This window comes from Legionella norrlandica, assembly GCF_000770585.1.
Lineage (GTDB): Bacteria > Pseudomonadota > Gammaproteobacteria > Legionellales > Legionellaceae > Legionella > Legionella norrlandica.
In genome coordinates, this window is sequence record NZ_JNCF01000001.1 from 93,697 (window position 1) to 118,670 (window position 24,974).

A 24,974-nucleotide genomic window follows, 5' to 3' on the forward strand; every position below is an offset into this window, starting at 1 on the left:
TCATGAGCAACTCTATTCTTATTATAGATGATGATACCGAACTGACAGATTTATTAACACAATATTTAGAACCAGAAGGCTTCAATGTTGTGTGCGTACACGATGGAGAAAATGGCGTAAAAAAAGCATTAAATCAGGTGTTTGATGCTATTATTCTAGACGTTATGCTCCCCAAACTGAATGGTTTTGAAGTGTTAAAGGCGATAAGAGAACATTTGGAAACTCCTGTGTTAATGTTAACTGCTCGCGGCGATGACATCGATCGCATTGTTGGTTTAGAAATCGGCGCAGATGATTATTTACCTAAGCCTTGTAATCCTCGCGAATTAGTAGCTCGTTTGCGAGCTATTTTAAGACGTACCCAAAAAATTCCAACTCCCAAACCAATTATTGAACAACATAATATTGTGGTGGATTGCTCAAAGCGTCATGTGACTATGGGAGGAAAATTTTTGGAATTAACTAATGCAGAATTTAATATTTTGGAAATGCTAATCAAATCCCCAGGGCAAGCATTTTCCAAAGAAGAGCTCACTGAATACGCTTTAGGTAGAAAATATACCGCCTATGACCGCAGTATTGACGTTCACATTAGTAATTTACGAAATAAATTAGGTGATAACCCTCAAGGAGAACCCCTGGTCAAAACTGTACGTGGTTTTGGATACATGTTTAATGCGTAGTTTGTACTGGAAAATATTTGTTTCCTTTTGGCTTGCCACCATTTTAATTATATTTACCACGCTTGGGTTACCAGCCAAATCGCGCAAAAATCTTCTCAGCCTGTACGAGAAGAGATGTTCATGGACAGCTATGCCAATGCAGCTGTTGCAACCTATGAATCAGGCCGACAATCAGCTCTTTTGAACTGGCTTGATCAAATTGGCCTGTCTCGCCATATGACCCTTTATCTACTCTCCAGTACTGGAGAAATTATAGGTGCTCAAAAGCCGCCTGAAAATATTAAAAAGATTTCGGAAAGCATAATTAATGAGCAACTTCCAAGTGAAGGCATATTTAAATCAGGAAAATTGATTGTCAGTCATGAGATTATGTCAACATCAGGAAAATATTACCGGTTAGTAGCAGTTAGTGAGAAACCAATATCCTATTTTGTGCAAATACCCTGGGCTGGACTTACCATTCGCTTAACGTTAGCTACTTTCATTAGTGGACTTATCTGCTATTTGCTCTCAATCTACTTAACACAACCCCTTCGTTCACTTGGCATGGCTGCAAAATCGATAGCAAAAGGAAAGCTAAATACTCGTGTTGGCCACTTTAGAGGCCATAATAAAGATGAAATTGCAGAATTAATTAATGAGTTTGATCGAATGGCTGAGCAATTAGAAGCGCTTGTTCATTCGAAAGAGAGGTTAATACAAGACATCTCTCATGAGCTACGTTCCCCTTTAGCCAGGCTTAAAATAGCTATTGAGCTTGGTCGAAAGAAAACTAAGCATTTAGCTGATGGCGAATTTGATCGTATGGAAATTGAAGCCTCAAGACTCAATGATTTGATAGGGGAAATCCTAGATTTTGCACGTTTAGAAAAATCAACCGCTGATCTTCGCTTGACCCGAACCAATATTTCCGATTTACTGACAGAGATTATTAACGATGCCAATTATGAATTTGGCATCAATTCAGTGAAAATGCAAGCTGGACCGATGGCTTCTTGTCAATTAGTTATTGATCAACGCTTAATACATAGAGCCATTGAGAACATAGTCCGCAATGCTTCACACTACTCCCCTCCCAATGAACAGGTCCTCATCTCATCAAATTATGATGAAAGTACAGAGAAACTCTATATTGATATTATGGACAAAGGACCTGGTGTACCGGAAGATCAACTAGAAAAGATATTTAATCCTTTTTATCGTGTAGACGCATCTAGGACTAAAAAAACAGGTGGGTATGGTTTAGGTTTGGCTATTGCTGCTCGAGCAGTTGTTCTCCATCAAGGTGAAATTATCGCCCAAAATAGAAAGGAAGGCGGCCTGCTGGTTCGTATCATTTTGCCAATTAATGCCAGCAAAACTTAAAGTTTAATTTTTCTCACGCTAGTCTAGTTAGGAACCATTTCATCATAAACTTTACACTTCATGGCTTGTCCACAATAGAACCCAATAACACTCTTTATTCATAATATTAAATGACTAGATAATAGATTGAGTTTTAAGTAAAATGACTTTAAAAAAACCTGTTGGAATCTAATTCGGTGAGTGATAATACAAAATTAAGTAAGGCAAGCACTTATTTCTTTTTTTCAGGGTTTTTTATTTCAAAAATCAGATATCTGCCCTTTATCATCTTATCTCCTCTACTTAATTTAGTTTCACTTTTTCTTTACCTCATTGGTTATTCTCTATGGTTTATTGCCAGCCATTTTTATCCTAGCCAAGGCAAGATTGAAAAAGAATGGTATGGATTTGCTCAGTTTAAAGAGCAGCATCTTTATGCTGCTGCCCTCGGACTTGCTGCAACAGTCATTAGCATCATTGCAATTTTTTCACCTATATTGCTTCTCCCGGCCGGATGGATTTTTGCAGGCGGTAATATTCTATGGACTATCAGTGAATATCATAAATTAAATAACCCTCCGGTTGATGAGAAAGATTATGTTCACGAACGTCAAAGCAAGTATGTGTCTTATGCTTTAACAATAAGTTTAATAAGTATTGTTACATCCGCATCTACCACACTTACATTTCTTTTCCCTGTTATAACGCTTCCTATACTTGTTGCCACATCTTTTCTTTGTATCGGACTAGGGGCATGGGCTGTAGAATATTGGCTGGAATCTAATTTTGGAGATTCTCAAGCTTGCATCGTTATGGATGAAAGTTATAAGCAAATGAACAATCAATTAGGGAAAACCAATAATTGCGACTCTGCCTCAGCTGTTACCCTATGCCATGGCAGCAATCTTCCAAGTTCAAAAGCAGCGAATACCCCTCTTTTCAACCTCGCTGCAGTAGAGGAAGAGCAAGGAGAAAGGAGGCTTGGGACCATAGAGTATACAACCCCACATGACAATTCGTCGAGCACTGTATCGACAAAACAGTTCCCAACTAAAGCAGAATCTGGAAAGAGACCTAATGAAAAGGAATCCCCACCTGATCTATTGATGGATTCATCGATTCATACTTGTGCGAAACCTCGTTAATCGAGTATATTTTCCACGCCAATCAAGAGGACTACAATGGACCACATAACTTCGAAAATGATTACCGAGGCACATAAGGCATTGGCCAATGCCTATGCCCCTTACTCTAAATTTTCTGTTGCATCTTGTATCTGCACAGATAAAAATAATTTTTATACAGGAGTTAACGTAGAAAACAGTTCTTATGGGTTGACAGCTTGTGCTGAACTCTCAGCAATATGTAATATGGTTTCCGCAGGGGAAAAAAAAATTAAAAGTGTTGTAGTATTAGCAGGAAACAATTTACTATGCTCTCCTTGTGGTGCTTGCCGCCAAAGAATCTACGAATTTTCATACCTTGATACTATGATCCATCTATGTAATAAAGATACAATATTCCACAGTATAACAATTAATGAATTGCTACCCTTAGCTTTTGATTTTAACCCTTAATTGGATGAGATAATATGACCACTCCAACAACCACAAATTATGTCCATTTAGCAGCAGAATATATTAAGAAATTATGCCCCTCATTTAAACCAATAGTTGGTGTAGTATTGGGATCTGGACTTGGTCAATTTGCCGAGGAATTGGAAGATGCTACGTGTATCGAGTACGAAAACCTTCCCGGATTTCCCAAAACTACGGTGCACGGACATGGTGGAAAATTAATCTTAGGGTATTATGGACCTACAGCGGTTGTTTGCTTGCAAGGCCGTGCTCATACCTATGAAGGGGTGGAAAATTATGAGACTGTAAAAACCTATGTGAGAACATTGAAGCTATTAGGCTGTCAATATTTTATTGCAACTAATGCTTCTGGCTCACTTAGAGAAAACGTTGGACCAGGTGAATTAATGTTAATTACCGATCATATCAATTTTCAACCGAGTAATCCCCTAATTGGCCCTAATGATGAGGAATTTGGCCCCAGATTTTATCCTTTGGATAACGCCTATGATGAAACCATGCGCAATGATTTATTGAATATTGCCAAAAAAAATTCAATTAATTTACATCAGGGAGTTTATATCTCTGTATTAGGGCCAAATTACGAAACGGCTGCTGAGATTCGTGCTTTTAAATTACTAGGTGCGGATGCGGTCGGAATGTCTACAGTCCCTGAGGTATTAGTAGCCAATCATTGTGGTCTGCGTGTTGCAGTCATCGCAACCATAACGAACTATGCTACAGGCTTGGCAAAAACCAGCCATAATCATGATGAAGTGGTTAAAATGGCCTCTTCGGCATCGAAAAAACTTAATACATTAATTAAACAATATATCCTGGAATTATCGTGAGTATAGATAATCATTTCAATGATATTTTACATCGCCTTTTATGTTCCAATGACAACCCAATAGTCACAAAAGATCAATTGATACAATGTATTGATTTGACATTATTGGAAGAAAATGCCTCCCCAGAGGCTTTGCACCAGCTAAAAGATCAGTCCCGTATCAATCATGTTGCTGCCGTTTGTGTCTTACCCAAACATCTTCATGAATTTCATCATCACCCTGAAATCAAATTAGCTACTGTTATCAACTTCCCACATGGAGACGAGAGTTTATTGGCTTGCCTAACGGACCTAGATAATGCCATTCAGTTAGGTGCCCAGGAAATAGATTACGTCCTCCCCTACCAACACTATTTAACAGGAAACAAGCAAAAAGCACTGAATCATTGTGATGTCATTATTCAGACTTGCAAAAAATATCAAGTGACTTTAAAAATAATCTTAGAGACTGGAGCCTTTCCAGACATGGAAAGTATCTATCAAGTTTCTACAGAACTCATTACTCTGGGAGGTCGTTTTCTAAAATCTTCAACTGGAAAAACTCCTCTAGGAGCTACTTTAGCAGCTGTCTTTGCAATCGCTTCTGCCATTAAAGACTCCTCTGAGTCCTCCTGTGGTATTAAAGTATCTGGGGGCATCAAAACGCCTCATCAAGCACAACAATATGCGCAACTCGTTGAATTAATAATGGAAAAAACTATTCATAACGATTGGTTTCGCATAGGGGCCAGCAGCCTGCTCAATGAGCTAACAAAATGTTGAAACATCCGAGCCCATACCCTGATGTAATATAGTTGCTATTCTATGTTAATATAGTCAGACAAAGTCACAGGGAAATTTTGATGAAATTAGGGATAATACTTTTTAGCTGCGCTATAGGAATATTAGGGACATTAGCTTCTCACGCCAAACCTACCACCTTAAAATCAGAAAACTCTTACTGCCTTCCCAACCAGTCCTGTTGGCCAACCCAATCAGAATGGGAGGCTCTTAACAAACAAGTTAATGGTCATCTGATAAAAGGCAACAGCTTTTTATTACCTTGTATCAAAGAATCTAAAAGTGAAGCGTGTAAAAAGACTTTTGAAGAAATTAAAAACCCTTTTTATTTAGAGGAACAACCTACTGCAACACAAACTATTGGATGGTATAAAGCGTGGAATGCTAAAGTAAGCCCTTACATCGTCATTGCCGAAACAGCCCAAGAAATAGCCGACGCAGTAAAATTTGCTCACAAGCATCATATCAAAATAGTAGTAAAAGGCACTGGGCATGATTACCTTGGGCGATCGAGCGCCCCGGATTCTTTGTTGATTTGGACACATTCCATGAGGAAAACAAAAATTGAAGATCACTTCATTCCCCAAGGCTGTCCAGCTAACTATCAAAGTGTTCCTGCTGTAAGTGCTGAGGCGGGCACTAGATGGTTAGAAGCCTATAAAGAAGTAGTGGTTAACCACGGACGTATGTTCAGGGTGGAGGGTGCACCTCTGTCGGAGTAGCCGGTGGATTTATTCAAGGCGGAGGGTTTGGCAGTTTTTCTAAAAAATATGGAACGGGAGCTGCAGGCATTTTAGAAGCTGAAATTATTACTGCTGATGGATCGATACTTGTCGCCAATGGATGTCAAAATCAAGATTTATATTGGGCACTGAAAGGGGGCGGTGGTGGCACTTATGGCATAGTCAGTAAAATTACATTGGCAACTCATCCATTGCCAAAAATATTTGGTGCGTTAACAGGCACTATTACCGCCAAATCAGATCAAGATTTTAAAAAACTTATCAATTACTTTAGTAATTTTTATAGAGAAAAACTGCATAATGAACATTGGGGTGAACAAATTATATTAGGTCCTGACAATACAATGAAACTGGCTTTGGTTTTCCAGGGAATGGATGAAGCTCAAGTTGACCAATTATGGCAGCCTTTCAAAACATGGTTGTCTCAAAGACCGGAGCATTATCAATTTACTATTAATAGATTAGCTCTCCCAGCAAGGAAATTCTGGGATTACGATTATCTAAGTAAAAACCTACCTAATTATATTGTTATTAATAAACAAAAAAATGCTCCCTATGGGGAATTTTGGTGGGTTGGAAATCAATCGGAAGTTTCCATTTATTTAACTCATTATCAATCAGGGTATTTGCCCTACTCTCTTTTTCAAAAAGAATTCGCCAATCCATTGTCTGAGACATTATTTGAAGCATCACGTCTCACTGCATTATCCTTGCATTTCAATAAAGGCTTATCTGGAGCTTCTCTGCAGGCCATTGAAAGGCAAAAGAAAACATCAATGAATCCTGCCGTATTGGATGCTGTGGCCTTGGTCACAATAAGCGGGGGACAACAATATGCCTTCCCTGATATCGCTGGGCATCAGCCTGATTTAGAGAAAGCAGAAATTTCTGCAAAAAATGCCCGAAAGGCTATGGAATTAATACATAACCTATGTCCTAATGCAGGACTTACGGTAATGAAGCAGATTATAACCTCAAGAATTGGCAAAATGCTTTGTGGGGTGCCAATTATAAAAAGCTATTGCAAATAAAACATCGGTATGATCCTGAAAATTTGTTCAGTTGTCACCACTGTGTTGGAAGTGAATAAAAATTAATTAATAATTTTCGAAATCTCAGTTAGAATAATGAGGCAAAATGAATTAATGAGCATTGGAGTTTAAATTACTATGGGTAAAATGATATTTAAATCTATTTCTGTATTGCTATTAGGCCTATTTTTTATTGGTTGTAGCAGAGATCTTCCCCCTGGTGAATACGATGCCAATGAAATAGGTAAAATCAAAAAAGTTATACCAGGGGTGATTATTTCCAAACGTCCTGTTAACTTACATCGACAAAATGCCGACGCCAATCTCCATGTAAAAGGTGGCGCCGATGCCAACTTGATAGATGGTGGCGGCTATAACCAAACTCATGGTGTGGAGTATGTTATCAAGTTGAACTCAGGTAGCATTATTTCAGTAGTTCAGGCAGAAGATTTGAAGTTAAAAACCAAGCAAAAAATTCTGGTCATTTATGGAAGACATACCCGTGTAGTAGCTGACAATGGCAGCGACGTGTATTAATTACCAAGAATATTGTAGGTTGGGTCATTTTTGACCAACAAACTCTTTAAGGACGAAATGTTAAGGAAGCTGTGCTTGTTACATCCGAGTTTTTTCGAGAACCGCTTCCTAAAAAGCCGATCCTATTCATCGCTTGTACATCACTCAAGCTAATAACTACATCATCCTTTTTATTTTCTGATTTTTAATGATTCCATTCGGAGCTATTAAAATTGAAAAACGCTGCATTAATGGCTTTCGCATTCGACATGGCATATCAGATACTGACATACCATCCCTGGTCAGAACAATCGTGTCATAAGTATATCTTTTAACAGAGGTAGGCATCCCTTTTAAACTTGCTAAGGCAAACATGCTAAATGTTCTTGCTAGTTTATCATCATTCACATATTTATGAATAAAATATACCATGGGATTTACGTATAAAGTACGAACTGCGGAATCCAGAATATGGTATGAAATATCGATAATTTTTTTGGAAAGTAAGTAGATACTATCCTTTAGTATCAAAATGGGCTTGTACAGCTCAAGATACTAACTTCTGCTGTCTCTATAACTGCTATTGCTTCTGCCTCGCTACTTGATGCTTCTGCTACCGTTTGGGTATTATCGATTAAACCGATCGCTTCAGCAGCAGTTTCTGGAGTTTCAGCACTAGTACCGTCCGTCCCGCTCTCCACTTCCTCTTGCTCGCTTATAGACCTTGCTTCAGTGCGTTCTTCTGTAGTTTCAGCAATACTTCCCTCAGCTCCTGTTACTGTTTCTACTCTGCCTCCTTGAGGAAATGGAGCATGCCTTATTCCCTCGTTTGTAGCAAGAATACTGTCTCCAGCATTCATTAATACACTACCTACTGCTTGATTACCAGATATGGTACCTGAGATAGTACCAGATTTTAATTCCACATAGGTCTTATCAGATGCTGGAACATAAGCGGAACATTCAGTTCCGAGTATAGCAAGAGCAATGACGGGTGTTTTTAAAGTTTCTTTGGATTTGCCCGTCGTTTTAAATTTGATCTTTCCTGTATCTAATTCCGCAGCAACCTGTATATCCGAGGGTTTAGAAGAATAAGCTAAAATCTTATAATTAGAATTTTCACCAATATTTACTAAAGTTCCATTATTGTATTTAATATTGGCTAAAGCTCCTTTTCCGGTAATAACTGCATCACCAACATCTAAAGAAGAGCCTCGAGAGAGTGTACGCTCTATCCCATTTCTGTTTGCCACCACTTTTTTTGAGGTAAATAATACTGTAGCTACTGACTTGGCAAAGACACTATTTATCCCCAAAATTAAACATATCAAAATAAGTTTTTTCATATTTTCCTTAGAGTCTGTTATTGAGGTAAAACTGTTTGAGATGTAATGAAAAAGAGACACCTTGGATATTCAGGATAAAAGACACTGTAGTTTGTCGATTATCTATTTTTATGAATACCTGTTTGCCATTAGTTTGTGGTGCCATAGGCTTTGGGCAAAGACTGATTGTACAACTTCCCCGCGAAGAGGCTGTGCATGGGGTTTCGTCTACTAATGATTCACCAGCAGTAGTACTGAAAGTCGCCGTGCTCCCAGAATTATTAGATACTGTAATATAACCGCATGCATCTGGAAACTCAATATTTAGGTTAATAGTGCAATCCTGCAAAAATTTGTTAGCGCAAGGACGGATTATAGTCTGTCCATTTGAGGTGACACTTTTTATGGATATAATTTCCAGCTCTCCTGAGCTGTATGATTTTTCTGCCCAGGAAGTTTGCATAGACAAAGAAAATAGTGCACAGACTGCGAGTAATATTGATCCTTTTAATTGATTTTTAATCATAATTCATCCTTAATACTAGCCTTACTTATTTTCGCATATGAAAATAAACCCCATTCCAATCTTTCGGTGGAGGATTATTTTTGAATGCTTTTATACGTTCAAGATACATATGATACAAGTAGATTTCAGGCCTTTGCTTTTTTAGTTCTGTAAACTTGCTTTCTGCTTCAGACCAGTTTTGTTTATAATAATCTCTCAATGCATTTTGATATAATTCTAATTCCATCAAAACTTCAGGTGATACCTTTGTAACAATACCCAGAGGTTGGTAGATAGTCAATGCACTTTTACGCCCTTTCACAGTTACTTTATCTATGGGTCGCCATACCAATTCATTCTGGTTAGCACGCGTCGCTTCATTAACTAATATCTTGACTTGATAGAATCTGGTTAAGTCTTGCAATCGCGAACCAAGGTTAACCGTATCTCCGAGAACGGTGTAAGCACGTCTAAATTCAGATCCCATATCTCCGACATTCATGGGACCAGAAGCGATTCCTACACACAAATCAACAGTTGGTAATCCTTGTTCTTTCATTTGAGCATTAATGCCTGGCAAATGATCAAATATTGCAAAAGTAGCCATAAGGGCATGATAAGCATGATCCTTATCTTCTATTGGGGCTCCCCAAAAAGCAATGACCATATCCCCCACGTATTTATCTATCGTGCCTCTGTGTTCGAAAATAATTTTGGTTATCGGTGTGAAAAAAGTATTTAATAAATGTTTGACTTCAATTGCATCTAAAGATTCGCTCAAGGTCGTAAAATTGACTATATCAATAAAAAGTACACTCATGTCACGAGTTTCTCCTTCCATGCTATATTGCTCAGGAGACTCTATGAGCTCTTTTACATATTCTTCAGGAACATATTGTCCAAATAAATAGCTTATTTTTCTTTTTTGTCGCCGCTCAATGAAATAGGAATAAGAAAAACTGAGTAACGCTTGCAAAGTAACAAGTATTAATAAAGAAGCTGGCGGTACATAGATGTTTCCCCACATTAAAAAAGAAATAGCTCCTACCAAGATACCGACTATTACTATTAATGTTATGATGAACTTTCCAATAACTCCAAAAGAAAGAAATAGTAGGGTTAAAATAATTCCAAATAAAATAAAATAAATCAACCCTTGCATAGAATGCCAATTAAATTCTGCAATAATCTGTTGTGCTATAATCGCTTTAACTATATTCCCAACAAGCTCAACCCCAGGAAATAATTGAGCAACGGGAGATTGGTGCAAATCGGATAAGAGGGTCATTGAAGAACCGATTACAGCAATACTTCCAACTAATTCATCCGGGTTGAACTTATTGTTTAATATATCTGTGGCCGAATAATAATTCAAAGTACCCGCCTTACCCCAAAATGGGATGAGGAGCTGGGCTTTCGCATTGACAGGAATTTTTATCCCATCAAGCTGTATTTCAGTAAGTTGACCTTTATGTTTTATCAAATCAACATGATTGATTAATAAGTAGTTCATTACTATAGCCAGTGGAAGACTTGGATAAAGGTAATTGTTATAATTAGCTAACACCAGCGCATGTCGTACTGTACCATCCTTATCGGGCAAATTAGTAACAAAGCCGGCTTTTGTTGCAGCTTCAATGAATATCTTGAGACTACCATCAAAGCCATAAAATCGATAAATGGGTAAGTTATCCGCTGTTAAATAGTTATTCTGGGCATCAGTCAAAGGGGGAGGTAACGCACCTTTTTTCACCTCGTTATCATGATGAAATAAAAATCCTAGGACAACACTTTTATCAAGCAAAGCATTAACAAACTGTTGATCATTGTCTATCTGACCAGCTATTTTATCGAGAGAAGACATTAGTTGTTTATCAGGCTTGCTGATGATCCTCCTTAATTTTTCTTTTAGCCAATAGCATAATTGGTCTCAGGTTCCGACATAACTATATCTAAACCTATAGTAACCACTCCACTTCCCTTTAATTTATTGACCAGATTTGCCATTTTATCTCGAGGCCATGGCCACCTTCCTTCCTTTTGCACGGATTTTTCATCAATATCAACAATTATCACTTGAGGAATTTGGGGATATTTATGCCAATTCAACCTGATAATTTGATCATAAATTTGGCCATCTAAATACTGGATTATTGAGGTCAATAGAGGAATATTGAAAAATAAAGTAAGGAAAATAAATACAGTGCAAAGGAATCCTATAAAAAATTCAACCCATTTTGTATATTTTTTTCGTGAGAAAAAACGATGCTCCTTCACCAATTGCTCTATCCTTCTCTATTTCTCTCTAACTAAATCGATATTCTAACCCTGCAACAGTTTGGTAACTCGCGAAAATTCTTCCTGCCTGATAATACCTTTCTTCCAAGCGGACAGTAAACTGCTTTTGTTTAAATGTAAAACCTCCACCCAATTTAAACCCATTTTTGTCCATATTCAATTGAGGGAGAGAACCATTTATTGGTGCTGCAAATAAAGGGCGACTATTAGAAATATTTGCTACTTGAATTAAACCACCATTGATAAAAGGCGTTAGTTTGGAGTTGAGCTTATAACCTACCTCAGCTCCTTCCATCACGTAAGTTGTTTTGTTCGTTAGAGGAGTTACTACTTGAACAGGTTGGACAGGCTGAAAAAATAAAAAATAACTACCGCTATGGATTTGACTGTATAATAGACCAGCAAATGCTTTAAAATTGATTTTTTTCCCTTGTTTTCTATAAATTCCATTAAGACTGGTAAACCAGTTAGAATTGTCATGGTTGGATAGACCAAGAACTGGATTAGCAGTATCTAGTCCAATCCAGGTTGTAGAATTAATTTTGTTCTGGCCGTATCCAGCTGCTAAATCGACATCAAATTTCGATTGAGATTGGGATTTGAAGGACTTACGTAAATGCCCAAACAGTGTGTTGTTGTCGATGGATTGATAAGACTTTGTTAATGGGAATGGTAGCGCTAAAAATTGAGAGTTGACCTCTGTGTTTACTCTAAAAACATAGATACCGCCAGTCACAGAAGGGATGAACTGGACATTGTCCCCTCCAACGGAATAAAGATTCGAATGCCCCTGGTATCGGTTAAAATTGAGGCCCGTTGTCGAATCAAAGTCAAAATCGATATAACTATAAAGAAATTCAGGAGTTATTTGCTGTAGAAAATTAGGGGATTGTTTAGCATTATTATCATTGTTGCTGGAAGCTTGCCGATCCAATGAGCTATTAATAGCATTCGTCGCATTTACCATTTGGCTCGTTATCATCACCGAGGTCATTAGCACAATGAGCTTTGTTTTCATCACTTCCGACATCCTTTAATGCTTTGTAAAAAAAGTAATTAAACAATCATAGCTATAAAATAGAGCGCTTTACAATAGCTTAATAAATAAAGAATAAAGCTTGTCTCTTATAACTGATTTCTGTGCAGGCATACACTTATTTCTATTTATTAAAGAAATCCTACCCCCACTGCAAACCACATAACTAATCCGTAATAGGAACTAATCAAAAATGCTTTAAAACAATTCTCAGGAACTCTCGCATAAATTAATTTCTGCTGATAAATCAAAATCGGTGTGGCAGCAAGCCAAAAACAATAAAAAAACCATTCCACATTATTCTTAATCCCCCAAACCAGCCATAAAAAATGAAAGAAACATTGTAATAAAGCAATTATTAATCGGTCATAGTTAGCAAAATAAATTGCTGTTGATTTTATTCCTATTTTTAAATCATCAGCCTTATCTGTCATGGCATACATAGTGTCATAAGCCATAATCCAGGCAAAATTAATTAAGAACAATAAAATAAAGTTACTGCTTAAAATCTGCTCTGAAGCTATAAATGCCATAGGAATTCCCAGAGAAAAAGCAACTCCTAATACCATTTGGGGCATATTTAAAAATCTTTTACAGAATGGATATAGAAAGATAATAGCTACCGCAATAAGTGCCAAATAAAAGCAATAAATAGGCAATTCTAACAGCAGAAGTAATGAGGCAAAAAGTAATACAAACAACAACCCAAAGGCTTCATGGAGACTCACTTCGCCGGAGGTTAATGGCCGCAATTTAGTCCGAGCTACATACCTATCAAGATTCCTGTCGGCTATGTCATTAACAATACAACCCGCCGAACGCATAAATATTGTGCCTAATAAAAAAAGCACAAGCAAATTAAACGGAGGGACGCCTTGATTGGCAATCCAGAGCCCCCAAGCCGTAGGATACCAAAGCAATAAAATTCCTATTGGTTTATCCAGGCGTAACAATCGCACATAAGAACCCCAAGGAATCATGACAAATTTCCTAACTCTGGCAATAATATTTCAGTCAAATAAAAAGAACTCTTTTCCAGAAAAACCAGCTCGATTAATCTTACCCATAAAGGGGCCTGTATTGAGCCAATATATTTTTTTACCCAGTGAAATTCAAGGTTTAACTGGTCTACAGGATAACAAAGCATTGGCAACCGACGCACCCTGCTTTCTCCAAAAATCAAATTCCTTATGGATTCATGTTTCAAGCGATTAAAAAATTCAGGGCTGAGATCATAGCATGTTTGTGGGATAATAGATCGGGCATACCAATAGGCAATTCCGCTATTCTTCATAATAATTTCACGCTGAAAGATATTTTCATCCTTTATATGCAGGACATGCCTATCCCACCATTTGGGCGATGTCCAGCTCTGAGATAAAAGCTCTAATTCAATAGATCCTCTTATTGCCTTTAATTTATCGGTTAACGAGCCTTGGTACTCCAGCCAGTTATTGAGCATCCCAGGCTCCTTGGCATCAGCAACAAGGAGCTGGTGATTATTATCGATGTGCATAAAATCATATTTAAAATAATTTAGTAGATATTACAAAATTACCTACTATTGAACAACCACTAGATTGCTTCAAAGCAATTTTTTAAAGTTTAATTCACGTTACTTAGTTAGTTTTAACTCTACCAAACCTATTAAGAGTTATAGTAACCTTCTCATGAGTAAGCCTATTATCCAAAATAAATTTACCATTACTTATAGCATGAGCTAAGTTATTTGAAAGAGTAATCTTATTAGTAGAATCTACCCCATGCCAATCAATATTCCAATGTTTTGAATTCCATTGCCACTGGTATATCAATTCCATTTTTTTACTTGCTTCGTTTAATTTTAACAGTGCCATACCATTAGACCAGTTTTCATTGGAATTTAAGGGAGTAAGATGGAGCGGAGCTCCCAGGCTGATCGCCTGTATTTTAGAGTATTGTATAGCAGTTTTAATATTGTCAATCAGAACTTGCCGCTCATTTTTTTGAGTTATAGAAAAAAGTGATTTTGTACCTATAAATAACAACCCTGACAATATAGCTAATGTCACCACTATTTCAATTAAAGTAAATCCTTTGCTTTTCATATAGTGCAATCATGTATTTCTTAACTAAAGCGAACTCTATGCCCTTCGGAACCCTCGTCACTAAGGTCATCATGATAAACGCCTTCTTTTACTGTTTTCATAGGTTCCATATTGTCTCTTAGATAAGCAACTAACGTACATGCGTTGGTATGGTTTTCTTGCTTAAACAAATTCAAAACCCGTTTACATTGAGGAACACTTAAGTCCCATGTGCCAAAATAATTTGCTTTTAGTAAGTTGATATCACTGTACAATAATTTCCTAACTTCTTCTAACGTATCATAAATTTCCTGACGTGGATTTTTTTCAAGCTCTTTTATTAATTTGGTGATGATATAAATAATAATATGAGCATCTTTTGCAATCTTATTAAAGTGTTTAAGGCAATCAAAAGGGGCATGTATACTTAGGGCATGGCGGGCACGGGTTAATCGATTTTTATCCTCTTTGCTCACTAATTCTGAGGATAACTTCAAAAAAATTGGGTATAAAGCTAATAAAACTTTATGATTCCCCTCTTCAGAGCTTGCATCATGATTATGATGGTGATGGCAAACTGCATTACCAAAAAAGGTTAGATTAGAGGTTTCATTTGGTACCGTTTTTTCTTTTTGAGACGTAGAGGGTAACTCTGGCATAGCAAAATAATATAGTTTTCTGAGCTCAAGGGACTGCTTCATCAAAGCGGTTCTGTTAGGTAATGTGGATTGAACAATAAGATTATTAACAATATCAAACCATTGCGAGTTTCCTCTATAACAGCAATAAGCAAGCAAATCGCCTAAAGAATTGAAGGTAGAATACATTAATTCTTTATTAACATAGGCATTACGTCTTCTGGCATAACGTACCTTAATATAGTCCATGGTTGAATCATAACCATTTTGTATTAATTCAACCTGGCACTTTTCATCTACACTGAAACCCGTTGTAGAGACTTTTCCTGTATTGGGAATTATAGTCTGCATAGCATATTGTCTAAGTTTTAAGCGGTCCCTTTCCCATCCACTAGCAGGGTCACTGACACCCGTTAATAAACTATAAATCCAATTAAGAATAAAATTTTCGCGATAAACTTTATCCCTTATTCGATCAATAATATTTCTTTCAACTCCATTATCAAATTGTACTGCCAATACTTTTAAATTGTTACCAAATTCAGATTCCAATAATGTAGAATGATCATCAAAAAAAACCTCCGTTGGGAAATTACTTAATATCCCTCCATCATTATGTTCTTCACCATCTAAGAGTGTATGTCTATATAGCACTGGAAAACTGGCTGAAATTTTAACTGCTTCACTGAGCTCCATCAATGGGCAATGTTTTAGATCAAGATAACTCGTTTTACCCAACCGCTTGTTCGTCGCAGTAACAATTAATTCTTCGCCAAGACCACAGTCAGGAAACTGTTGTCTTAGTGAGTCCAAAGTGCTAAAGGTAATTTTCCCTTTCGGATATGGAATATTATATTGAGCAACAATTTGACTCACTTTCTTGTTAATAGCGTAATCTAGTGCCGTTTTTAATGAATGAGCGTCTGATAAACCATTTCTGTCAATATCAAATTGAACTAAATGTTCTTGTTTAAAATGTTTAAAAAGCTCCCTAATTTCTTCAGCGCTATATCCTAGATAACACATAAGTGCCATAATGGCACCAGCAGAGCTCCCTGCAAATTTGGTAGGCTTGATTCCTGCTTCATTTAGAGCTTTCCATACTCCTATATGAGCAAAAATCTTTGCACCACCACCGCAAAAAACCAAGTTAGTGATGTCAGGTCGTTTTTCAGTGACCAAGATTTCTTTTGATTTGGAGCGTTGATAAATATTGACGGTCTCTGTTTGATAAAGTAACACTAGCTTATTATCTTCAGAAGGCTTCCCATTTTTTACATCATCCGTGTGATCAGTAAACATTTGAGATATCCATTTCCAGAGTCTAACATACCAAGGTTTTAAGCCCACAAAACGTTGCATTTTTCTATAGATATACATCTCCTTATGACGTGCCTCGGGATTTATTACATCGATGGATTGGGGATGAGGACTTTTGCACACTGATTCAAAATTAAGGCTTTTATAATTAAGTCCAACTAATTCATCAACCAACTTGTCAGTTATAAATACTCTTTTAGCATTACCCAAAGGCTCTCTTTGGAGGTCATCCGGATCTCTATATTTTGTTCCTGCAGGAGGAATTAAAAATTGATTAAACCCAATCAAAATACCCTGTTTCCCCTGAAACATATCAATTCCAGTCAATTGATAATTCAGCGAGATTCCTAAATCGGTTATCTTCCAATGCTCAGACTTATTATTGAATAACCAATTTTTTAGTATACCCCACCAGCTTAATTCAACTTCGGCAGTAAATCCTCGATATTCGTTAACATACACACCACTTAGAAAACCTTGTTCCTTATCCTGTTGATGCGGGTCAAGCAACCATTTGGTAAATAAAGCGCGTTTCTCATCACTTAAGCGGGTAAAATCAAAAATCATTCGTTCATCATCAAATAGATAATTACCTAATGAAATCTTATTGTCCGGAGGCAATCCATTTATCCTAAGTCGACCTAAATAAGCGGTTATAATGATTTTTTTTAATAAATCTAAATTCTGTGGGTATTTTGTGTCAGATTCCAGCAGCTGACTTATCACATGCTGTGGGGTCATCGGTAAATCCTTATTTCAGGTAGTCCATAGAATAAGTGTCTGAAATATAATGACGGTTCATATGAAATATTTATCAATTATTTTTATAACAATTATCATAAATTTCTATGGAATTAAACAAAAATGGTATAATTTGTTGGCACATGAGGGAAAATTATACCATGTGACGCATTTGATTAAAACATGAATAATCAAAGATCATTTAAGATGGCGGAGACAATTTCAGAAGGATTAGACGCTTGCGTAATTGGCCGGCCAATAACTAAAAAATCACTGCCTTCCATGACGGCTTGCTGTGGGGTCATTATTCGTGACTGATCGTCTTTTAGATTATTTGGTAACCTTATTCCTGGAGTTACAGTAATAAAATCCTTGCCACATTTCTCTTTTATCATTTTTACTTCATGAGCTGAGCTGACTACACCATGAAGTCCTGCGTCTTTTGCAAGTATTGCTAAACTCTTGACTTCATCAAGCAATGAATTATTGATACCTATGCGAGCCAACTCATTTTCTTCAAAGCTGGTTAATACAGTGACTGCAATTAATAAAGGACTATCATGACCGTAAGGTTCTAAAGCATTTTTTGCAGCTTGCATCATTTTAATGCCACCTAAAGCATGAACATTCACCATCCAGACCCCAAGTTCTGCAGCAGCATGGCATGCCTTAGCAACCGTGTTAGGAATATCATGAAATTTTAAATCTAAAAATACCTTAAATTGCCTATTAATAAGTTGTTTTACAAACTGAGGTCCCAACAATGTAAACAGTTCGCTTCCGACCTTTAAAGCACAATGAACAGGATCAAGTTTATCAACTAAATTCAATGCTTCTTGTTGATTATCGAAATCTAATGCCACAATTAATTTAGGAGTCATTTAAGCTACAGCCTCTTCATCGACCATTAATAATGCATTTCTCACTGCTCCAACTATCTTCAGTTGCTCTTCTTCTCGCAAGTAGGGATGCATTGGTAAACTAATGACATGTCGACTTGCCCTTTCTGAATTAGGAAAATCACCTGCTTTATAATTTAAGTAGCTGAGGGCTTGTTGTTGATGCATTGAAAGAGGGTAATGCACTGCGGTAGGAACTCCTGAGGATTGCATTGCCTTCTCAAATACCTCTCTATTCTCTACTTCAATAGTATATTGTGCATAAACGCTGGTATTGTATTGATGTACAAAAGGAGTTTTTACTAAAGTGGAAAGCAATTGATCATATCGCTTCGCAACTTTTTGTCGCAATAAAATTTCATTAGAGAATATTTTCAATTTTTCAAGTAAAACAGCGGCCTGAATAGTATCCATCCGCCCATTAATTCCAACCCTATTATGACAATAGCGTGCGTTTTGGCCATGAATTCTAATTTCAATTAATTTCTTAGCTAGAGAATCATCATTGGTAAAACAAGCCCCAGAATCACCATAACCTCCTAAAGGTTTTGATGGGAAAAAACTGGTACAACCAATAGTAGCTAAAGAGCAGGAATATCTGCCTTTATAAGTGGCGCCAAAACTCTGGGCCGCATCTTCGATAACCGGAATACCATGTTTCTCTGCAACAGCATTAATGGCATCATAATCAGCGCACTGGCCATATAAATCAACTGGCATAATAGCTTTTGTTTTCTTTGTAATAGCTCTTTCTAACTGCTCTGGATTGAGGTTATATGTTGCAGGATCAATATCAACAAAAACAGGTATCGCATGACAAAGGCTAATGACTTCTGCTGTGGCGAAAAAGCTAAAAGGACTAGTAATTACTTCGTCTCCTGGCTGAATTTCCAAAGCCATCAACGCCATCAATAAAGCGTCAGTTCCGCTTGAGTTCACAATAGCATGCTTAACACCAATAAAGGAAGCCAGCTGTTTTTCCAGTTCTGCAATTTCGGGGCCCATAATGTATTGCCCATGGTTTAACACTCTCTTTATGCTGTTTAGAATATCATTCTCAATTAAGGAATATTGTGTTTTTAAGTCGATAAATTGCATTATAGTCTCATAATTAGTAATAAATATCTCTCGGGCTAGGATCATCCTCGCTGGCATTAAGTTAAGGATCATAGGTTGGGCTCAGTCCACCATGACACCGGGCCTTTATTGATTAGGCCAAAGCCTCAACCTATATGAGATTCATTCATTAACTTATGGCAGTGAGACTAATCCTAATCTCCTTCTAACCCATGAATAGGCTTCATTCTACCCCACTGTTTACAACTTGGGCAATGCCAATGTAAATGTTTACCTCCAAAACCACACTGACCACATCGATATATAGGCTTATTGTCTAAAAATTTACTTGTAATATCATAAAGCATTTGTAATTTTTCTCGTACTTTTCCATGCGCTGATTCAAGATGCCAATAGATCAAACGATTTAAGCCTCTGATTGAAGGATGTTTACTTAAATTGTCAGCTACAAAATCGATTGCCGCATCCATACCTTTATTTTGCCGCAAATAATCAGCAATAACGAAAATGACTGAAGCTCTTGGGTGTTTTATTAAAGTCTGCTCAAGATAATGAATACAATCAGGCATGGAATCCAGTTCTTTGTGGCAGTGAACTAGTGGCTCTATAATTTCAGTCAGGAATTCTGCATCCTGCTGTGGCACCCGTTTTAAAGAACGAATCGCTTGTTTATAACGACCTTCTTTAATTTCTATTGTTGCATTCATCAAACTGGCTCGTACGGACTCCGGATCAACATTCATTGCTTGTTTAATACAATAAATTGCCCGATCGATAGCATTAACTTTAAGTGCTTGGTTAGCCATTTCGCAATAATAATGAGCTGCTTGATTATGAAAACTGGTACCAGTGGAGATTTCCAGCTTTTTGATAATATCTAAAGCCTTTTCCCAAGCTTTTTCCTGCTGATAAATAGCTAATAGTCCTTGAAGACTATTTGTATCCCTGCTTCCACCTAATTCGACGACTTCAAGAAATATGCGCTCGGCACGATCAAAAACTCCGGCGCTCATATAATCTTGCCCCAGAGCCATTAGCGCTTCTTTCCTTTGCTGAATGCTTAGTTGTGGTCGTGCAATTAAATTTTGATGAATGCGGATGGCTCTGTCGACTTCACCTCTGCGTCTAAATAGGCTCCCCAAAGCAAGATGTGTTTCGACTGTGTCACTATCAACTTCCAGCAGCTTAATAAAAACATCCACTGCCTTATCCGATTGTTCGTTTAATAAATAATTAAGTCCAACTACGTATTCTCGTGATAAACGATTGTGCACATGAGCATCATTACTCGAGTTGCTGCGATTTGCCAGCCACCAACCAGACCACGCGGCAGCAGGCAATAATAGTGGCCATAAATTAATCATCTATTACTTTTCCTCTCAGCATATATTGAGTTCCCTAATTAATGCTGATCTTGTAAAGGGATTGAGCGTAAGTTTTTTATTTCTTTTTCAGTTAACTTTAATTGGTTTTTCATTTTACGACATTCAATTTTTAAACGCCAATATCTCGCAATAAAGAGAATAAAACCAATGAAAATTCCAACGCCAAGCATAATGGTCATTAGAACAGAGATAGGCATAGATACTGTTTTAAAATAGAAATTAACTTGAACTGATGAGGCATTTAGAGCAGCAAAACTAACACCAATAATAATAAGCAGTATATAGGTTACCAGCATCAATATGCGCATTGAATATTCCTTTTATCTTTAAATCAAGAGTTCATCATATCATACAATCCTTTTCTCAAAATAAAAAAAGCGTAGAACTACCTTCTACGCTTTTTTATTTTGGACTTTAAGAAAGTTACTCACCTTCTTTGCTAGCCATCTTCTCTTTTAATAGATCTCCTAGAGTAGTTGAAGCAGCTTCTGTTCTAGAATATTTTTTAATGGCATCTGCCTCATCCTGAGCATCTTTGGCTTTAACAGAAAGTGCTACGATACGATTTTTTCTGTCTACATTAGTGATTTTTGCTTCCACTTCATCACCAACTTTCACAACAGTCGTCGCATCATCAACACGTTCATCTGATAATTCGCTGGCGCGAATTGTACCCAAGACATCTTCAGCTAAGGCAACGGTAACTGTTTTTGGTTCAACAGCAGTTACTGTTCCTTTAACAATAGCCCCTTTGGTATAAGTTTCGGCAAAACTGGCAAAACTATCTCCTTCAAGTTGCTTCAATCCTAAAGAAATACGCTCTCTTTCAGGATCAATTGCTAAAATAACCGCTTCTAATTCTTGACCTTTCTTAAACTGCTTCACCGCTTCTTCGCCAGGAACAGTCCAAGAAATATCAGATAAATGAACTAATCCATCGATATCGCCATCCAAGCCTATAAAGATTCCAAAGTCAGTGATAGAACGAATCTTACCTTTTACTTTTTCCCCTTTATTATGAGCCGATGCAAATTGCTGCCATGGATTACCTACACATTGCTTCATACCTAAAGAAATGCGTCGTCGTTCTTCATCAATTTCAAGAACCATCACATCAACAACATCTCCTAATGAAACCACCTTGCTTGGATGGACGTTCTTATTAGTCCAGTCCATTTCTGACATGTGTACTAATCCTTCTACACCTTCTTCTATTTCTACAAAGCAACCATAATCGGTAATATTAGTCACTTTGCCTTGGAGTTTCTTACCTATAGGATAGCGTTCAACCAAATCAACCCAAGGATCATTTCCTAATTGTTTCATTCCTAAGGAAACGCGGTTCCTCTCGCTATCGAAACTTAAAACTTTAACTTTTACATCTTGGCCAACCGATAACACTTCACTTGGATGTTTCACTCGTTTCCAGGAAATATCAGTGATATGTAATAAACCATCTATGCCGCCCAGATCAATGAACGCACCATAGTCGGTAAGGTTTTTAACAATACCATGAAGTTCTTGCCCATCATGCAAGGATTCTAGAAGTGCTTGTCTGTCAGCGCTGCTTTCCTCTTCAACCACTGCGCGACGAGAGACAACAATATTGTTACGTTTCAAATCCATTTTGATGACTTTAAATTCAAGTTCTTTGCCTTCCAAATAAGAAGGATCTCTTACTGGTCTCACATCAACAAGAGAACCTGGTAAAAATGCCCGAATCGAGCCAATTTCAACAGTAAAACCACCCTTGACTTTACCAGAAATCAATCCTGTCACTGTTTCATTATTTTCGTGACATTTCGATAATTTACGCCATGCTTCCTGACGTTTAGCTTTTTCTCTTGAAAGGAGCGTTTCGCCGTGACCATCTTCTACTGAATCGAGAGCCACTTCGACAGTATCGCCTACTTTGACTTCCAGTTCGCCATTTTTATCGTAGAATTCTTCTACAGCAACAATACCTTCTGACTTTAAACCTGCATTTAAAGTAACGAAATCATCATCTATATCAATTACCTTAGCGGTAATAATAGCACCTGGATAAAACTGAGCTCCGGCAATACTTTGCTCGAATAATTCTTTGAAACTTTCAGACATGTTAATAAACTCTTTAGTAAAAAAATGGAAGAATGAGTTCCACTCACCTTCCCCCCAATTAGAACTAGACATTATTCAAACGTTCATCAATTAATTTTAATACATTATTGAACACTTGTACAATTGTTAGTCCGGTTGTGTCGATCAATACGGCATCTTCTGCAGGCTTCAATGGTGCATGCGTGCGCTCTGTATCCCTTGCATCACGTTTAGCCAATTCTTCAACAACCTGGGCGAGGCTAACATTAATTCCATTTTCTTTCAACTGTAAATATCGTCTATTTGCTCTTTCTTCGGCACTGGCATACAAATAAACCTTCAAAATTGCATTTGGAAATACGACTGTGCCCATATCTCGACCATCTGTAACCAATCCAGGAAATTGAGCAAAATCCCTTTGTCGTTTAAGAAGAGCTTTTCTGACTTCGGGGATTGCAGCAATTTGTGACGCATCTTGGCCACATTGCTCACTTCGAATTTGTTGACTAATATTTTCGTGATTAAGTATTACTTTTGTTTCATTGTTTGTAGAAGATTCGAAACGCAAATCCAAATCAAGCGCTAAATTAATAAGTTCTTGAATATCACCGAAATCTACCTTATTTTTTCGAGCAGCATAAGCAAGTACCCGATAAATTGCACCACTATCAAGCATGTTCCAACGAAGTTTTTTTGCCACTAAATGGCAAATAGTCCCCTTTCCAGTTCCACTTGGGCCATCCAGTGTAATGACAGGGACTTCTTTATTAAATACCATCAGCTGTATTCCTCTATTTGAAAACAAAGCAAATTTGCAGTACTCACAAAGGAAGGGAATGAAGTGGCAACATTTGTGCAATTTCTAATACTTACAGGACTATTGGCTACAGCCCCAGCAACAGCAAACGACATAGCAATTCGATGATCGCCTAAACTATCTACTTCACCACCATGTATTTTCCCACCCTTTATGAGAATGCCATCCTCAAAACCTTCAGCATAAATTCCCAGACGATTTAATCCATCCACCATAGCACCAATACGATCGCTCTCTTTCAACCGAAGCTCTTTTGCTCCATGGAGTGTGCTTTGGCCTTTAGCACAAGCAGCTGCGACAAAAATAACAGGAAATTCATCAATAGCTAAGGGCACCATGGAAGCCGGAATATTTATCCCTTTCAATTGTGAATGCTTAACCCGCAAATCAGCAACTAATTCCTCTCCGAAGGCACGCTGGTTTAAAACTGAAATATCTGCACCCATTTCAGTTAAAATAGAAATGACTCCAGTACGCGTGGGATTTACTCCCACATTGCGGATTAAAATATCTGAGCCCGGAATTATAGAAGCAGCAACAATAAAAAAAGCGGCAGATGAAATATCTCCAGGAACATGAAGATGAGTTCCCCGGCATTCTCCTTTATTCTCGATAATAATAGAATTGTCAGATATCTGGATCGGGTAGGAAAATGCTTTTAACATTTGCTCTGTATGATCACGGCTTACAGCATTTTCAGTTATTTTAGTCTGCCCTTCAGCATACATACCTGCCAATAGCAAGCAAGATTTTACCTGAGCGCTAGCTTCTGGCATAACATAATGTATTCCTCTTAATATTTTCCCACCTTTAATAACAATGGGTGGCTTCCCATCTTGAGTTGTAATATCTGCTCCCATCTGACTTAAAGGACGACTAATTCTGAGCATCGGCCGTTTGAGAAGACTCTCATCTCCTGTCAGCTGGCTATCGAATTCCTGTGCTGCGAGCAATCCGGCTAATAGCCGCATGCTGGTCCCTGAATTGCCACAATCAATTATATTTTTAGGCTGTTTTAATCCATGCTTCCCAACTCCGTGAATAATAACACGTTGCTGATTAGGTCCTTCTATCTCAACTCCCATGGATTGGAATGCTCTGAGAGTAGCCATGCAATCTTCACCATTCAAAAACCCATCAATCACAGAAGTTCCATCAGCAATTGCACCAAAAATAATAGAGCGGTGTGAAATAGATTTATCTCCAGGTACAGTAATTTCACCTTTTAGAGAATGAACTGGTTTACTTACAAAATTAAGCATGC

General features: G+C 37.5%; 22 protein-coding genes and 2 pseudogenes. 8 read left to right on the plus strand and 16 right to left on the minus strand.

Going from position 1 to position 24,974, the window contains the following annotated elements; translation table 11 throughout:
* The first annotated feature begins 2 nt into the window (after nt 1-2).
* The 8 genes and pseudogenes from cpxR (at nt 3) to OK13_RS00415 (ending at nt 7,545) form a co-directional block, all read left to right on the plus strand.
* Complete coding sequence (gene cpxR / locus OK13_RS00380) at nt 3-683, plus strand: two-component system response regulator CpxR (RefSeq protein WP_035886296.1); 681 nt, start codon at nt 3-5, stop codon at nt 681-683.
* Nucleotides 676-2,048 (plus strand): annotated as a pseudogene (cpxA, locus tag OK13_RS00385) (two-component system sensor histidine kinase CpxA). Before cpxR ends, cpxA begins: the two are co-directional and overlap by 8 nt.
* A gap of 176 nt (nt 2,049-2,224) precedes the next feature.
* Nucleotides 2,225-3,172, plus strand: coding sequence for a hypothetical protein (locus tag OK13_RS00390; RefSeq protein WP_081964834.1), 948 nt, complete (start codon nt 2,225-2,227; stop codon nt 3,170-3,172).
* A 36-nt stretch (nt 3,173-3,208) separates the two neighbouring features.
* Nucleotides 3,209-3,604 carry a cytidine deaminase gene (cdd, locus tag OK13_RS00395; RefSeq protein WP_035886298.1) on the plus strand — a complete coding sequence of 132 codons (396 nt, stop codon included), beginning with the start codon at nt 3,209-3,211 and terminating at the stop codon, nt 3,602-3,604.
* A 14-nt stretch (nt 3,605-3,618) separates the two neighbouring features.
* On the plus strand, nt 3,619-4,455 hold the full coding sequence (locus OK13_RS00400; RefSeq protein WP_035886301.1) for a purine-nucleoside phosphorylase: 837 nt from the start codon (nt 3,619-3,621) through the stop codon (nt 4,453-4,455).
* The gene (gene deoC / locus OK13_RS00405) at nt 4,452-5,216 is read left to right on the plus strand and encodes a deoxyribose-phosphate aldolase (protein ID WP_035886303.1); all 765 of its coding nucleotides are present in this window, start codon (nt 4,452-4,454) and stop codon (nt 5,214-5,216) included. The genes OK13_RS00400 and deoC overlap by 4 nt, the downstream gene beginning before the upstream one ends.
* Before the next feature lie 80 nt (nt 5,217-5,296).
* A pseudogene (locus OK13_RS00410) lies at nt 5,297-7,067 on the plus strand (FAD-dependent oxidoreductase).
* Between the two features lie 79 nt (nt 7,068-7,146).
* Nucleotides 7,147-7,545, plus strand: coding sequence for a hypothetical protein (locus OK13_RS00415; protein ID WP_035886306.1), 399 nt, complete (start codon nt 7,147-7,149; stop codon nt 7,543-7,545).
* Nucleotides 7,546-8,051: 506 nt separating this feature from the next.
* Here the strand turns inward: OK13_RS00415 and OK13_RS00425 are convergent.
* From OK13_RS00425 to aroA, 16 genes are all read right to left on the minus strand, one after another.
* Nucleotides 8,052-8,870, minus strand: coding sequence for a FecR domain-containing protein (locus tag OK13_RS00425; protein WP_035886309.1), 819 nt, complete (start codon nt 8,868-8,870; stop codon nt 8,052-8,054).
* A gap of 7 nt (nt 8,871-8,877) precedes the next feature.
* Nucleotides 8,878-9,375: a hypothetical protein gene (locus OK13_RS00430; protein ID WP_035886312.1), complete on the minus strand. Its 498-nt coding sequence runs from the start codon at nt 9,373-9,375 to the stop codon at nt 8,878-8,880.
* A 25-nt stretch (nt 9,376-9,400) separates the two neighbouring features.
* The gene (locus tag OK13_RS15650; protein WP_277619240.1) at nt 9,401-11,218 is read right to left on the minus strand and encodes an adenylate/guanylate cyclase domain-containing protein; all 1,818 of its coding nucleotides are present in this window, start codon (nt 11,216-11,218) and stop codon (nt 9,401-9,403) included.
* Nucleotides 11,219-11,262: 44 nt separating this feature from the next.
* Nucleotides 11,263-11,631 carry a CHASE2 domain-containing protein gene (locus OK13_RS15655; protein ID WP_277619243.1) on the minus strand — a complete coding sequence of 123 codons (369 nt, stop codon included), beginning with the start codon at nt 11,629-11,631 and terminating at the stop codon, nt 11,263-11,265.
* Between the two features lie 28 nt (nt 11,632-11,659).
* Nucleotides 11,660-12,670, minus strand: coding sequence for an autotransporter outer membrane beta-barrel domain-containing protein (locus OK13_RS00440; RefSeq protein ID WP_035886313.1), 1,011 nt, complete (start codon nt 12,668-12,670; stop codon nt 11,660-11,662).
* Between the two features lie 149 nt (nt 12,671-12,819).
* Nucleotides 12,820-13,668: a 4-hydroxybenzoate octaprenyltransferase gene (gene ubiA / locus OK13_RS00445; RefSeq protein WP_035886315.1), complete on the minus strand. Its 849-nt coding sequence runs from the start codon at nt 13,666-13,668 to the stop codon at nt 12,820-12,822.
* Entirely contained in the window at nt 13,665-14,150 is a 486-nt protein-coding gene (locus OK13_RS00450; RefSeq protein WP_241480299.1) for a chorismate--pyruvate lyase family protein, read from the minus strand. Before OK13_RS00450 ends, ubiA begins: the two co-directional genes overlap by 4 nt.
* A 157-nt stretch (nt 14,151-14,307) precedes the next feature.
* Nucleotides 14,308-14,775 carry a pilus assembly FimT family protein gene (locus tag OK13_RS00455; RefSeq protein WP_035886320.1) on the minus strand — a complete coding sequence of 156 codons (468 nt, stop codon included), beginning with the start codon at nt 14,773-14,775 and terminating at the stop codon, nt 14,308-14,310.
* Nucleotides 14,776-14,795: 20 nt separating this feature from the next.
* Complete coding sequence (gene vpdC / locus OK13_RS00460) at nt 14,796-17,453, minus strand: Dot/Icm T4SS effector VpdC (RefSeq protein ID WP_035886323.1); 2,658 nt, start codon at nt 17,451-17,453, stop codon at nt 14,796-14,798.
* A gap of 191 nt (nt 17,454-17,644) precedes the next feature.
* The gene (gene pyrF / locus OK13_RS00465) at nt 17,645-18,334 is read right to left on the minus strand and encodes an orotidine-5'-phosphate decarboxylase (protein WP_035886326.1); all 690 of its coding nucleotides are present in this window, start codon (nt 18,332-18,334) and stop codon (nt 17,645-17,647) included.
* On the minus strand, nt 18,335-19,450 hold the full coding sequence (locus tag OK13_RS00470; RefSeq protein ID WP_035886327.1) for a DegT/DnrJ/EryC1/StrS family aminotransferase: 1,116 nt from the start codon (nt 19,448-19,450) through the stop codon (nt 18,335-18,337).
* 173 nt (nt 19,451-19,623) lie between these two features.
* Complete coding sequence (gene lapB / locus OK13_RS00475) at nt 19,624-20,793, minus strand: lipopolysaccharide assembly protein LapB (RefSeq protein WP_035886330.1); 1,170 nt, start codon at nt 20,791-20,793, stop codon at nt 19,624-19,626.
* Between the two features lie 38 nt (nt 20,794-20,831).
* Nucleotides 20,832-21,122 carry a LapA family protein gene (locus OK13_RS00480; protein WP_035886332.1) on the minus strand — a complete coding sequence of 97 codons (291 nt, stop codon included), beginning with the start codon at nt 21,120-21,122 and terminating at the stop codon, nt 20,832-20,834.
* 115 nt (nt 21,123-21,237) lie between these two features.
* Nucleotides 21,238-22,914 (minus strand): 30S ribosomal protein S1, encoded by a 1,677-nt coding sequence (gene rpsA / locus OK13_RS00485; RefSeq protein ID WP_035886334.1) that lies wholly within the window; start codon nt 22,912-22,914, stop codon nt 21,238-21,240.
* A 64-nt stretch (nt 22,915-22,978) separates the two neighbouring features.
* A complete protein-coding gene (cmk, locus tag OK13_RS00490) occupies nt 22,979-23,671 on the minus strand; it encodes a (d)CMP kinase (RefSeq protein ID WP_035886336.1) in 693 nt (230 codons plus the stop codon).
* Nucleotides 23,671-24,972 carry a 3-phosphoshikimate 1-carboxyvinyltransferase gene (gene aroA, locus OK13_RS00495; protein ID WP_035886339.1) on the minus strand — a complete coding sequence of 434 codons (1,302 nt, stop codon included), beginning with the start codon at nt 24,970-24,972 and terminating at the stop codon, nt 23,671-23,673. The genes cmk and aroA overlap by 1 nt, the downstream gene beginning before the upstream one ends.
* Nucleotides 24,973-24,974 lie beyond the last annotated feature (2 nt).

Bases quoted from the DNA above. Each gene is read 5' to 3' on its own strand.
- cpxR (WP_035886296.1), top strand. From the start codon at position 3: ATGAGCAACTCTATTCTTATTATAGATGATGATACCGAACTGACAGAT.
- cdd (WP_035886298.1), top strand. From the start codon at position 3,209: ATGGACCACATAACTTCGAAAATGATTACCGAGGCACATAAGGCATTG.
- OK13_RS00400 (WP_035886301.1), top strand. From the start codon at position 3,619: ATGACCACTCCAACAACCACAAATTATGTCCATTTAGCAGCAGAATAT.
- OK13_RS00415 (WP_035886306.1), top strand. From the start codon at position 7,147: ATGGGTAAAATGATATTTAAATCTATTTCTGTATTGCTATTAGGCCTA.
- OK13_RS00425 (WP_035886309.1), bottom strand. From the start codon at position 8,870: ATGAAAAAACTTATTTTGATATGTTTAATTTTGGGGATAAATAGTGTC.
- OK13_RS00430 (WP_035886312.1), bottom strand. From the start codon at position 9,375: ATGATTAAAAATCAATTAAAAGGATCAATATTACTCGCAGTCTGTGCA.
- OK13_RS15650 (WP_277619240.1), bottom strand. From the start codon at position 11,218: ATGTCTTCTCTCGATAAAATAGCTGGTCAGATAGACAATGATCAACAG.
- OK13_RS00440 (WP_035886313.1), bottom strand. From the start codon at position 12,670: ATGAAAACAAAGCTCATTGTGCTAATGACCTCGGTGATGATAACGAGC.
- ubiA (WP_035886315.1), bottom strand. From the start codon at position 13,668: ATGATTCCTTGGGGTTCTTATGTGCGATTGTTACGCCTGGATAAACCA.
- OK13_RS00450 (WP_241480299.1), bottom strand. From the start codon at position 14,150: ATGCTCAATAACTGGCTGGAGTACCAAGGCTCGTTAACCGATAAATTA.
- OK13_RS00455 (WP_035886320.1), bottom strand. From the start codon at position 14,775: ATGAAAAGCAAAGGATTTACTTTAATTGAAATAGTGGTGACATTAGCT.
- vpdC (WP_035886323.1), bottom strand. From the start codon at position 17,453: ATGACCCCACAGCATGTGATAAGTCAGCTGCTGGAATCTGACACAAAA.
- pyrF (WP_035886326.1), bottom strand. From the start codon at position 18,334: ATGACTCCTAAATTAATTGTGGCATTAGATTTCGATAATCAACAAGAA.
- OK13_RS00470 (WP_035886327.1), bottom strand. From the start codon at position 19,450: ATGCAATTTATCGACTTAAAAACACAATATTCCTTAATTGAGAATGAT.
- lapB (WP_035886330.1), bottom strand. From the start codon at position 20,793: ATGATTAATTTATGGCCACTATTATTGCCTGCTGCCGCGTGGTCTGGT.
- OK13_RS00480 (WP_035886332.1), bottom strand. From the start codon at position 21,122: ATGCGCATATTGATGCTGGTAACCTATATACTGCTTATTATTATTGGT.
- rpsA (WP_035886334.1), bottom strand. From the start codon at position 22,914: ATGTCTGAAAGTTTCAAAGAATTATTCGAGCAAAGTATTGCCGGAGCT.
- cmk (WP_035886336.1), bottom strand. From the start codon at position 23,671: ATGGTATTTAATAAAGAAGTCCCTGTCATTACACTGGATGGCCCAAGT.
- aroA (WP_035886339.1), bottom strand. From the start codon at position 24,972: ATGCTTAATTTTGTAAGTAAACCAGTTCATTCTCTAAAAGGTGAAATT.